The organism is Agrobacterium sp. El2ro-1b, from assembly GCF_048298475.1.
GTDB classification, from domain to species: domain Bacteria; phylum Pseudomonadota; class Alphaproteobacteria; order Rhizobiales; family Rhizobiaceae; genus Agrobacterium; species Agrobacterium fabrum.
On the sequence record NZ_CP103459.1, the window covers coordinates 479,439 to 490,797 of the forward strand.

Below are 11,359 nucleotides of genomic sequence, written 5' to 3' on the forward strand. Positions count from 1 at the left end.
TTCGCAATATGCGCGAAAAATAGGCCCAAACTTCAATGGCTTATTTTTTGTTCAACACCAAGACATTAGGACTTGATTTTAAAAAAAACTAACAATAGCATCACCACGAATGGGGATTATTTCCTAGCAAAGTCAAATACTTAAGAAAACAGACTTTGCTCTCGACGTCGGGAAAAGCGTCAAACATTCAAATAGATAAAATCCAAAAAAGGGGAAAACCACGATGAAGAAGCGCAATGTTCTCTTTGCCAGTACGGTGGCGGCGATGGCCTTGGCAGGCTCTGCCGCCCATGCCGAGCGCGGCAGTGACGGCGAACTAAAAATCCTGTTTTGGCAGGCCGTATCGACGCTCAATCCCTATCTTTCGGGTGGCACGAAAGAGATTTACAGCTCATCCATCATCATCGAGCCGCTGGCGCGTTACAACGAAAAAGGCGAGCTGGTGCCGACGCTGGTGAGCGAGATCCCGACAGTCGACAATGGCGGCGTCGCGAAAGATCTGCTTAGCATGACCTGGAAGCTGAAGGGCGACGTCAAATGGTCCGATGGCACCGCTTTTACCGCCGATGACGTGGTATTTACCTGGAAATATTGCACGGCCCCAGATGGCGGCTGCGCGCAGGCGGCACAATATGAAGGCGTCAAAAACGTAGAAGCTATCGATGCCCACACCGTGAAGGTCAGCTTCACCGAGCCGAAACCCTACCCCTACTCCGCCTTCGTCGGCGCGCAATCGCCCGTGATCCAGAAAAAGCAGTTCGAAAACTGCGTTGGCGCGGCAGCTCCCGGCTGCACCGCGGCCAATTTCGGTCCGATCGGTACGGGGCCTTTCGTGGTCAAGGATTTCAAGCCGAACGACGTCATCAGCTATGTCGCCAACCCCAATTATCGTGATGCGGCCAAACCCGCATTCGCCACGGTTACGCTGAAGGGTGGCGGGGATGCGGCATCCGCTGCACGTGCGGTGCTTGAAACGGGCGAATTCGACTATGCCTGGAACATGCAGGTGGAGCCGGAAATTCTGGCGACCATGGTGGCCGCCGGCAAGGGCAAGCTGGAAACTGCCTTCGGCACGCAGGTCGAACGTATCAATCTCAACTGGTACAATGCCGATCCCGCTTTGGGAGACAAGCGCTCCACCAAGGAAGGCGGCCCGCACCCGGCCCTTTCCGATCCGGCCGTGCGCCGCGCGCTATCGCTCGCCATCGACCGTGATATCATCGACGAGGCCGGTTATGGCGAAGCAGGAAAGCCGACCTGCAATATCGTACCCGCACCGGAAGCGGTCGCATCTACGAAGAACGATAGCTGGTGCCTGAAGCAGGATATTGAAGGCGCCAACAAGCTGCTCGACGATGCCGGCTGGGCGAAGGGTGCAGATGGCATCCGTGCCAAGAATGGCGTGAAGCTTTCCTTCCTCTACCAGACCTCCACCAACTCTGTTCGCCAGGCGGCGCAGGAACTGGTGAAAGACATGTGGTCACAGATCGGCGTTGCGGCTGAACTGCGCAATGTCAGCGCGTCGGTCTTCTTCGGCGGCGATCCGGCAAGCCCCGACACCTTCCAGAAGTTTTATGCCGACGTCGAGATGTACACCAACAACTTCGACGGCACCGACCCCGAAAAATATCTGGCGGAATGGCTTTGCGACAAGATTCCTGCCCCCTCAAACGGCTGGCAGGGGCAGAATGTTCCGCGATATTGCAACCCGGAATTCGACAAGCTGGTAGGCGTCCTGTCCAAGACGACCGACTTTGCCAAACGTGCAGAAATCGCCAAGCAGTTAAACGACATGCTGACGGAAGAGGGTGCACATATTCCACTCATCCATCGCGGCAACGTCTCCTCGCATTCGCTGACGCTGGAAGGCGTTCGGATGAATGGCTGGGACTCCGAACTCTGGAACGTCGCGGACTGGTCTCGCAAGAAATAACACGCAGATGTGCCGGCCTCTTTGCAAGGGGCCGGCCTTTTGCATGCCCGTGGACCATGATCTGAAGACTTAGTTGCAGCGTCGTTGCGAAAAGGCTCTCGATTTTCGTCTCGCCGCGCTCTGGGCCTGGAAAGTTTCAGATGTTTACCTTTACCCTCCGGCGGCTTGCCTTTGCCGTACCGACCCTTCTCGTCATCAGCTTCGTGATCTTTGCGCTGCTTGATCTCGCGCCCAACGACCCGACCGGCGACCTGCCGCTCACCATTCCGCCAGAGGTGCGTGAGCAGATCCGCGCTTCGCTCGGCCTCGACCAGCCCTTTTTCATCCGTTACCTGATGTGGCTGCAGCAGTTCTTCATCAACGAACCGCTCAACCTCTTCGAAAAGCTGACCGGTTGGCAGATCGGCGATGGCAGCCGCATGCGGGTCCTGTCCTGGGCAACGCGCAGCCCGGTGGTCGATCTCGTCATACAGCGCATGCCGCAGACGCTCTGGGTGGTTGGCCTCGCCTATCTTTTCGGCGCCCTCTTGGCGATCCCGATCGGCGTCATTTCCGCCTATAAGCAATATTCGATCTTCGACCAGATCGGCACGTTCGTCTCGATGGTCGGTTATTCGGTTCCCACCTTTTTCACCGGCGTGCTGCTGGTCGTGATCTTCAGCTCCTATCTGCAATGGTTCCCATCCGTCTACGACACCAACCTGCAGGTCAGGGACTGGACGAGTTTCGTGGCGCAGGTGAAACAGATGTTCCTGCCGGTGCTGGTGCTGACACTCTACAATGTCTCGCAGATCAGCCGCTTCGTGCGCGCCTCCATGCTCGATAACCTGCATCAGGACTATGTGCGCACCGCACGTGCCAAGGGCGTGAAGGAGAAGTCCGTCCTCCTCGTTCACGTTCTGCGCAACAGCCTGATCCCGGTCGTCACCGTCATCGCACTCGGCGTGCCGACGATCTTTTCCGGCGCCATCATCACCGAGCAGATTTTCCGGGTAAACGGGCTTGGCCAATTGCTGATCGTTGCCGTTCAGGGTGCGGATATTCCGCTGGTGCAGACACTGACCTTCATTTTCGCGGTGCTGATCGTGCTCTTCAACCTGATTGCCGACGTGCTGTACGGCATTCTCGACCCGAGGATCCGCTATGACTGATGCCACAATTGCAGCACCAACGGTTGCAGCGACGCCCGTCAAATCCGCCCTCGCCGATATCTGGAAACAGTTCCGCGTCCACAAGGGCGGCGTGGCGGGGCTCTTCGTCTTCACCTTCATCCTTCTTGCGGTCTATGTCGGCCCTTACATCCATACCGTCGCGCCCAATGCCATCAACGTGAAGGTACGCAACCAGTGGCCGTCGCTGGCCCATCCTTTCGGCACCGACAATCTCGGCAAGGACATGCTTGCTCAGGTGCTGGCCGGCGGGCGCATCTCGCTTGCCGTCGGCATCACCGCCATGTTGCTGGCACTACTTCTCGGCACGCTGGTCGGTGTTCTCTCGGGCTATTTCCGCAGGCTGGACGGGCCGCTGATGCGGCTCACCGACCTGTTCCTGGCCCTGCCGCTTTTGCCGCTGCTCCTCGTTATCCTGATGTTGTTCCGCGATACGCTGCGTTCGGCATTCGGGCCGGAAACGGGCATCTTCATTCTTATCGTTTTCGTGATCGGGATCACCAGCTGGATGCACACCGCCCGCATCGTGCGCGGCGATGTGCTGACCATCAAGAGCCAGGAATTCATCGTGGCGGCGAAATCGAGCGGCATGCGTGAATATCGCATCATTATCAGGCACATTCTGCCGAATGTGCTGAGTTCAATCATGGTATCCGCCACGCTCGGCATCGCCTCCGCCATCATCACGGAATCGGCGCTGTCTTTCCTCGGCCTCGGTTTCCCATCGGATTTCCCAACCTGGGGACGGCTGCTGTTCGACGGTGCGAACTTCCTGCAACTGACGCCGTCGCGCGTGTTATGGCCGGGGCTGGCGATTTCGCTGACTGTTCTGAGCGTTAATTACATCGGCGACGCGGTGCGCGATGCGCTCGATCCGCGGGCGTTGAAGAACTGAGAAGATATGCGAAAGAGGGGAACCCTCGAATCACTCCCACGTCATCCTCGGGCTTGACCCGAGGATCTAATCACGTCGAAAAAAACGATACGTCGGCAGATCCTCGGGACAACCCCGAGGATGACGTCGAGTATACTGGACCACCTAGTGATAATTCACCTTTTCAGCATCCAGAATGCTGTCCGCATCCAGCGCCGCAATCGGAATATCTGTCCGTACCGGGATATCACCGGAAAGCTGAAGCGCGAGATAACGCCCGCAGCAGACCCGCAAAAACGAGGTGAAGTTGCCGAGGTCATGCCCGGCGTCGATCGATTCATTGTAGAGCTTGGCGATGAGCTGCACGCTGTTCATGCCGTCGCGCCGCGCGATCTCGTCCAGTGTTGTCCAGAAGAAATTTTCAAGTCGCACACTGGTCACCATGCCATCGATCCTGAGCGACCGGGTATGGCTTTCCCAAAGTGTCGGGTCTGCCTTGATGAAAAGCTTGCACATGGTTTCCTCCCTCACCACCCTTCGACGATAAGCGGAAAACGGGGCCTGCAAAAGCCCCGTTTCGCGGGTCTTATTTGCCGAGCACCGTCATGAATTGCGAAAGCCATGCCGGATGCGCCGGCCAGGCGGGCGCCGTTACCAGTTTGCCGTCGGTGACGGCGGCATCGATGGCGATATCGGCATAGGTGCCGCCCGCCTGTTCCACCTCGGGTCGGCAGGCGGGATAGGCCGAGCAGGTGCGGCCCTTCAGCACGCCGGCGGCGGCCAGCAATTGCACACCGTGGCAGACGGCCGCCACCGGCTTGTCGGCCTCGAAGAAATGTTTCACCGCCGCCAGCACATCCGCATTGAGCCTCAGATATTCCGGCGCACGGCCGCCCGGAATGACCAGCGCATCGTAATCCGCTACCTTGATATCGGCGAAGGTGGCGTTGAGCGCAAAATTATGGCCGCGTTTTTCCGAATAGGTCTGGTCGCCCTCGAAATCATGGATGGCCGTGGCGATGGTCTGGCCCGCCTTCTTGCCGGGGCAAACCGCGTGGACGGTATGGCCGACCGCAGCCAAGGTCTGGAACGGCACCATGGTCTCGTAATCCTCGGCGAAATCACCGGTGATCATCAAAATCTTCTTCGGCATGTCTGCTCCTCCCGTTTTTGAATGCCTTTCAGCACCCTAACAGGCCCGGCGGAGATGCGGGTATTATGGCAATACTACACGTCCGGAAAGACGCGATCAGCGACGCTTTGGCGGCTCCGGCCAGCGTCGCACACCACCGCCCCAGTTTTCGAAGGCTTTCGAAAGCCGGAGCACCAACAGGTCCTCATAACGCGGGCCGACGATCTGCAACCCGATGGGCATGCCCGATTTTGAGAAACCACAATTGATCGAGGACGCCGGCTGTTCAGACATGTTCCACGGCACGGTGAAGGCAATATGTTCGAAGGGCCGCGCTGGGTCGTTGGTGGGCGAGGCCCGGTCTGCCGGATAGGAGACAATGGGATTGACGGGCGAAATCACCACATCAACCGACTGCATCAAGCGCCCGCAGGCCTTGCGCATTTCCATGGTCTGGTTGAAACCGAAAACGGCACGCGCACCGGAAACGTCAGCGCCCTTTTCCGCCCATTCGAGAATATAGGGAAGGATCGTGGCACGGCGTTCCTTACTCAGCGCCGCCATGTCGCCCCAGAATTTAGCCCGCCAGAAATCGTCAAGCCCATCCAGCATCTCCCGTGTCAGCACCGGCTCGACCGGAATGACGATAGCGCCCGCCTGTTCGAACAGTTTCGCTGCCGCCACCACCGCCTCGCGCACCTCTTCATCGAGCGGCAGGCCGCAGCCCGCATCCAGCATCAGCCCGATTTTCAGGCCCTTCACATCGATATCGAGATCCATCCAGTCAATGGCGTTCGGTGGCAACGATGTGCCGTCGCGCCAGTCCGGGCGGGACAAGGTCGCCATGGCGTAGGCGGCATCGGTGACGGTGCGGGTCATCGGCCCGGCGCAGCGGCCGGTATAATAGGGATCGACGGGTATGCGACCCTGGCTCGGCTTGAAACCGAACAGCCCGGTCCACCCGGCCGGTAGCCGCACCGATCCACCAATATCCGTGCCGACATGCAGCGTGCCATAACCCGCGGCACCCGCCGAGGCCGCACCTGCACTGGAGCCGCCGGGATTCTGTGTCGGATCCCAAGGGTTGCGGCTGAGCTTGTGGAAGCTGGACAGGCCGGAGGAGAGCATGCCGTAATCCGGGCAGGTTGTCTTGGCATAGAGGATAGCACCATCCTCGCGGCAGCGGGCGGCCACCGGCGCGTCTTCCAGCGCCGGCACCAGTTCCACCGCCTTTGTGCCGAGCGGCACGGGATGGCCTTTCGTGGCGATGAGTTCCTTCAGCGAGACCGGAAGCCCATCGAGCCGGCCGAGTGTTTCGCCGCTCTGCCAGCGCTGCGTCGAGGCTGCGGCCTGCCTGCGGGCATCTTCCGGGTCATAGGCATAAAGCGCGTTCACGACAGGCTCGAAAGCCTCGATGCGCGCTTCCACGCCCTGCCAGTATTCCGAGGGCGAGAGCTTCTTTTCCCGGTAAAGCGCCAGAATTTCGAGCGTGTTGAGGTCTATGAGATCGGTCATGGCATCGTCTCGTCATAAAAACAGGAAATAGCGGCGATATCGGCTGGAAGCGCTCAGCTGGTATCGCGCGGATCGAGCAGATCACGCAGGCCATCGCCGAGAAGGTTGAGGCCGAAGACGGCGAGCGCAATTGCAAGGCCGGGCATGATGGCAAGCCAGGGGGCTGCGCCGAGATAGGTCTGGGCATCGGCGAGCATCCGCCCCCAGGTGGCGGCGGGTGGCGGCATGCCAAGACCGAGGAAAGAAAGGCCAGCCTCGGTCAATATCGCAAGACCGAGCTGGATCGTCACCTGCACGATGATCTGGTTGGAAATATTCGGCACGACATGGAAAAGCGTGATCTTGGCGCGGTTCTGGCCGATACTTGTGGCAGCGGTGATATATTCCCGCGCCCATATCTGCAGCGCGGCACCCAGCGTCAGCCGGGCAAAGACCGGCACCATGAAGGTGGCGATGGCGATGATGGCGGTGAAACGCCCCGTGCCGATGAAGGCGCCGAGCATCATCGCCGAGAGGATCGGCGGCACGGCGAAGATGATGTCGCAGATGCGCATGACCACCGTTTCGGTAAAGCCGCGCAGAGCCGCGACCGTAACGCCGATTGCCGTGCCGATAAGGGCACCGATGGCGACGGCGGCGATGGCGGTGGAGAGAGAGTTCCACGCACCGGCCATCAGCATGGAGAGCACATCACGGCCGAAATGATCCGTCCCGAGACCGCCATAAACCAAGGGCGATTTCAGCTTCTGGACGATCTGTATCTTGGTCGGCGAAAGCGGCGTCCAGACCAGCGACAGCACGGCGACGGCAACGAGAAAGCTGGTGACGGCGATGCCGATGACGAAGGCCGGGCGGCGGCGGATCAATCGCATCATCGCGCACCTGCCCGCAATCTCGGATCGATGAAGAGATAGGCGATATCCACCACGAAATTCATGATGATCACCAGCGCTGAGAAAAACAGCACGACCGACTGCATCACCACGATATCCCGCTGCGTCAGCGCCTGATAGGCAAGCCGCCCGAGACCCGGCAGGTTGAAGACATTTTCCACCAGCACCGCACCGGCGATGAGGAAGGTGAATTGCAGGCCGATCATGGTAACGACGGGGATCATCGCGTTCGGCACCGCATGCCGCCACAGCGCCACCCGCTCGCTCAGGCCCTTGGCGCGGGCGGTGCGCACGAAATCCTCATTCATCACTTCCAGCACGGCGGAGCGGCAGACGCGGGTGAGAACGCCGGCCTGCGACAGCGCGAGCGCGATTGCCGGCAGCACCAGCGCCACAAGCCCTGCCGAAAAGCTCGGGCTCCAGCCGGGAAACCCGCCTGATGGCATCCAGCCGAGCGTGGTGGAAAACACGATTATCAGCAGCAGGCCAACCCAGAAGCCCGGCACGGCGATGCCCACATGGGAAAACAGCCCGGCCGCAAAATCCAGCGCCCCATTGCGGTTCTTCGCCGCCGCCACGCCAAGCGGAATGGCAATAGTGACGGACAGGCAGATGGCAAGCAGGGCGAGCGGCAGGGTGACGGCCAGCCGCTCGATGATCAGCCCAGCCACCGGCACGCCATAGGTATAGGATTGCCCGAGATCACCCCGGAAAACACCGGCCAGCCAGTGGAGGTAGCGCAGCGGCAGCGGCTGGTCGAGACCCATCTGCTTCTGCAGGGCGGCGAGCGTATCGGGGCTCGCCGAGGTTCCGAGCATGATGGCGGCGGGATCACCCGGCAGCAGGCCCATGACGACATAAATGATGAGGGAAACGGCAAATAGCGTGATGATGAGGCTTACGAGACGCCGGATGAGGACGGCTAACATCTGGCATCTGCTCCTTGCGTGGTTTTGCGGCCGGATATGGCAAATGGGTCTATCGCCATACCCGCGCATTCCTCCCTCATCCCTGTGCCTGTCACAGGGATCCAGCCGACGCGCGTCTGCGCGGCGAGAGAGTCTTTTCCAGCCCAAGGACTTGGGCTGGCTGGATTCCTGTGACGAGCACAGGAATGAGGTGGCGGGGGGAACTGCGCCCCACCATCCACGTCAAACCCTACTCTTCCCAATGCACGTCCGTCAGCACATTCGAAGGAATAGGCTCGTTTTCCCACAACCCCTTCACCTTCCTGTCCCAGACACCAAGCTTCGGCATCACGAACAGGAACAGCGCCGGCACATCTTCGGCCAGGATTTTCTGGGCGTCGCCGTAAAGCGCTTCCTGCTCGCCCGCATTCGCCGTCTTTTCGACATTGGCGATGACCTCGTTGAATACCGGGTTCTTGTAGTTGAAATAATAGGGGTCGCGGGCATAGATATCGATATCCATCGGCTCGGCATGGGCAACGATGGTCATGTCGTAATCCGCCCCCTTCAAAACATCCGCCACCCATTTGGCCGGAAATTCGGTGGTTTCGATGGTCATCGTCACGCCGATTTCGGCCAGCATCGCCTGCAGGATTTGCGAGGTGCGCTGGGCATAGGCCATTTGTGGAGCCTTGATGGTGAAGCTGAATCCGTCAGGATAACCCGCCTCCGCAAGCAGCGCCCTGGCCTTGTCGACATCATAGGAATGAACGCCAGTCGTATCGATGTACCCGCGATCATTCGGCGTATAGTGACTGCCGATGGCCGTGCCGTAACCGGACCAGGCGCCTTCGATGACAGTGCCACGATCCACCGCCATCATCAGCGCCTGGCGCACGCGCTTGTCGTCGAAGGGCTTGCGGGCATTGTTCATGCCGGCCACAACCTTCAACTCGGTGTTGCCGACGAAGGTGCCGAGGCGCTTATCGCCGTCAAAGGAGGTCATCAGTTCCGGTGCACCGAATTCCGGGAAGGCATCGATATCGCCTGACTTAAGCGCGGCGGCCTGGGCCTGCGGATCGGCGACGAAACGGAAGGTCGCCTTATCGAGCTTCACCGCCACTGCCTTGTCCCAATAGGCGGCATTTTTCTCAAGCTCCACCTTGTCGCCCTTGGCCCAGCTGACGAATTTGAATGGCCCGGTGCCGACGGGCGTTGTGCGATTATTGTCAGCACTCTTCGGCGCGACCATGACGGAGGCCGGCCAGCCGAGCCAGTAGATGAGGCTGCCTGCGGGCTGGTTCAGTTTCAGCACCAGCGTGTCCGCGTCCGGCGTCTCGATTCTATCGATTGCCGCAAAGAAGCGCTTCTGCGGGTTGACGGAAGCTTCTCCGCGCGCCCGGTCCAGTGAAAACTTCGCGACCGAGGAATCGAACGCCTCGCCATCATGGAAGGTGACACCCTTGCGCAGCTTGAAGGTATAGCTCTTGCCATCAGGCGAAATCTCCCAGCTTTCGGCAAGCTGCGGCCTCACCTTGCCTTTGCTGTCGATGGTGACGAGACCTTCGAAAATATTCTGCCAGGTGACCTGGCCGATCGCGACGGGAGCGGCAATGGTCGGATCGAGACCGGTCGGCTCCACCGTCATGCCAAGCGTCAGGGCGGTTTTCGGCGCGGCTTCGGCGTTAACAACCGAAAGCGGCAGCCAGAGCGCCGTGCCCAATGCAAGCGTCAGCGCGGTACGGCGCGAAAGCTTTGCCGCCTGCGAAAGATAAGTGCGTGGCATCCTTAGTCCCCTGTCTGGCGGCCGGGGCATTTTTGCCCTTCCAAAGACCACCCGTTGCAAAAAGAGTGTCATGTTGCAGGCGCACACACAATCTCCGTTTTTGTGTGCTCTGTGTAGCTGAAATGGCTACACGGAATTGCCGGTGGAAATCAACCTTGATGGGTAATTTCCCAAGCTGGCCTATTCCTCTCCCCGGCGGACAGAAGAAACTAGCCCGCTGTTGCCTCGCGCATGAAACGCTCGATGAAATCGGCAAGTTTGGAGGCGGCGAAAGACAATTGCCGGTCGGGCGCAACACAGAGGTCGATCTGCGTATGAATGCCCTTCTTGCCGGAAAGCGGAACGGCGACCATCTGGCCGCTGCGAATTTCGCGCGCCACTGAAAGCGCGGGCAACAGCGTGGCGGCGGCGTGACCCAGCACCAGCTCCTTCAGCATTTCCAGCGAGCTGGTGATGAAGACGGGATCAAGCTCGATGCCGGCATCCGCAAACAGCGCATCGAAGGCCTGACGCGCGGCAAAACTCTTGTCCGGCAGGGCAAGCGGCATGCCGGCCAGTTCCTTCAGCGAGACCTCCGGCTGGGCGGCGAGCGCGTGGCCGGTGGGGAAGATGACATCGTAGCTGATGCGGGTACGCGAGCGCACCTTCACGCCCGAAAGCTTCGGCGCAAACAGGCTGACGACGAGGTCCGCTTCCGCCGCACCCAGCGCCTCCATCGCCTGCCGGGCGCTGGTAATATGCACCTCGAAGCGCAGCTTCGGATATTTCAGACTGAACTGCGCCAGCACGGGCGCCAGCAGGTTCGCCACCGTAGCACCGTTGGCATAGACCGTGACCCGGCCGCGTTGCAGGCCTTTGAGATCGTCGATCAGCTGGTGCACATGGTCGAGTTCGCGCAATGTCTTGCCCGCGCGGGCAGCGAGCAACTCACCCGCCGCCGTCAGCTTCACGCCGCGGCTGGAGCGCTCCACCAGCGGCGAGCCGAAATAATATTCGAGGTTCTCGATCTGCCGGCTCACGGCCGTCGGCGCGACATTCAGGTTTTCCGCCGCGGCGCGCATGGAATTGGTGCGGACGAGTTCGTCGAAATACATCAAGGCGCGCAATTGCATGGGGTGGAGACCTTGTTCGGGTGGGCCGGTGTTGGCG

The 11,359-nt window shown here is 60.0% G+C and carries 10 protein-coding genes; 3 read left to right on the plus strand and 7 right to left on the minus strand.

The genetic code is table 11. The features are described from left to right. Positions 1–223: 223 nt before the first annotated feature. The 3 genes from NYR50_RS16460 (at position 224) to NYR50_RS16470 (ending at position 3,997) form a co-directional block, all read left to right on the plus strand. Positions 224–1,933 (plus strand): peptide ABC transporter substrate-binding protein, encoded by a 1,710-nt coding sequence (locus NYR50_RS16460; RefSeq protein WP_418137640.1) that lies wholly within the window; start codon positions 224–226, stop codon positions 1,931–1,933. 140 nt (positions 1,934–2,073) lie between these two features. Continuing rightward, complete coding sequence (locus NYR50_RS16465; RefSeq protein ID WP_006313236.1) at positions 2,074–3,084, plus strand: ABC transporter permease; 1,011 nt, start codon at positions 2,074–2,076, stop codon at positions 3,082–3,084. Next, complete coding sequence (locus NYR50_RS16470) at positions 3,077–3,997, plus strand: ABC transporter permease (RefSeq protein WP_174011831.1); 921 nt, start codon at positions 3,077–3,079, stop codon at positions 3,995–3,997. The genes NYR50_RS16465 and NYR50_RS16470 overlap by 8 nt, the downstream gene beginning before the upstream one ends. A gap of 144 nt (positions 3,998–4,141) precedes the next feature. Here the strand turns inward: NYR50_RS16470 and NYR50_RS16475 are convergent, their stop codons facing one another. The 7 genes from NYR50_RS16475 to NYR50_RS16505 form a co-directional block, all read right to left on the minus strand. Then, positions 4,142–4,492 carry a ribbon-helix-helix domain-containing protein gene (locus NYR50_RS16475; RefSeq protein WP_418137641.1) on the minus strand — a complete coding sequence of 117 codons (351 nt, stop codon included), beginning with the start codon at positions 4,490–4,492 and terminating at the stop codon, positions 4,142–4,144. A 70-nt stretch (positions 4,493–4,562) separates the two neighbouring features. Further along, a complete protein-coding gene (locus NYR50_RS16480) occupies positions 4,563–5,129 on the minus strand; it encodes a DJ-1/PfpI family protein (RefSeq protein WP_418137642.1) in 567 nt (188 codons plus the stop codon). A 96-nt stretch (positions 5,130–5,225) separates the two neighbouring features. Next, complete coding sequence (locus tag NYR50_RS16485) at positions 5,226–6,623, minus strand: amidase (RefSeq protein ID WP_418137643.1); 1,398 nt, start codon at positions 6,621–6,623, stop codon at positions 5,226–5,228. Between the two features lie 53 nt (positions 6,624–6,676). Further along, on the minus strand, positions 6,677–7,498 hold the full coding sequence (locus NYR50_RS16490; RefSeq protein ID WP_418137644.1) for an ABC transporter permease: 822 nt from the start codon (positions 7,496–7,498) through the stop codon (positions 6,677–6,679). Continuing rightward, positions 7,495–8,445: an ABC transporter permease gene (locus tag NYR50_RS16495; RefSeq protein WP_174011821.1), complete on the minus strand. Its 951-nt coding sequence runs from the start codon at positions 8,443–8,445 to the stop codon at positions 7,495–7,497. Before NYR50_RS16495 ends, NYR50_RS16490 begins: the two co-directional genes overlap by 4 nt. A 229-nt stretch (positions 8,446–8,674) precedes the next feature. After that, a complete protein-coding gene (locus NYR50_RS16500; protein WP_418137645.1) occupies positions 8,675–10,210 on the minus strand; it encodes an ABC transporter substrate-binding protein in 1,536 nt (511 codons plus the stop codon). A gap of 209 nt (positions 10,211–10,419) precedes the next feature. Next, positions 10,420–11,322, minus strand: coding sequence for a LysR substrate-binding domain-containing protein (locus tag NYR50_RS16505; protein ID WP_418138264.1), 903 nt, complete (start codon positions 11,320–11,322; stop codon positions 10,420–10,422). Positions 11,323–11,359: the final 37 nt, after the last annotated feature.

Coding starts and splice junctions, on each gene's coding strand:
- NYR50_RS16460 (WP_418137640.1), top strand. CDS start 224: ATGAAGAAGCGCAATGTTCTCTTTGCCAGTACGGTGGCGGCGATGGCC.
- NYR50_RS16465 (WP_006313236.1), top strand. CDS start 2,074: ATGTTTACCTTTACCCTCCGGCGGCTTGCCTTTGCCGTACCGACCCTT.
- NYR50_RS16470 (WP_174011831.1), top strand. CDS start 3,077: ATGACTGATGCCACAATTGCAGCACCAACGGTTGCAGCGACGCCCGTC.
- NYR50_RS16475 (WP_418137641.1), bottom strand. CDS start 4,492: ATGTGCAAGCTTTTCATCAAGGCAGACCCGACACTTTGGGAAAGCCAT.
- NYR50_RS16480 (WP_418137642.1), bottom strand. CDS start 5,129: ATGCCGAAGAAGATTTTGATGATCACCGGTGATTTCGCCGAGGATTAC.
- NYR50_RS16485 (WP_418137643.1), bottom strand. CDS start 6,623: ATGACCGATCTCATAGACCTCAACACGCTCGAAATTCTGGCGCTTTAC.
- NYR50_RS16490 (WP_418137644.1), bottom strand. CDS start 7,498: ATGATGCGATTGATCCGCCGCCGCCCGGCCTTCGTCATCGGCATCGCC.
- NYR50_RS16495 (WP_174011821.1), bottom strand. CDS start 8,445: ATGTTAGCCGTCCTCATCCGGCGTCTCGTAAGCCTCATCATCACGCTA.
- NYR50_RS16500 (WP_418137645.1), bottom strand. CDS start 10,210: ATGCCACGCACTTATCTTTCGCAGGCGGCAAAGCTTTCGCGCCGTACC.
- NYR50_RS16505 (WP_418138264.1), bottom strand. CDS start 11,322: ATGCAATTGCGCGCCTTGATGTATTTCGACGAACTCGTCCGCACCAAT.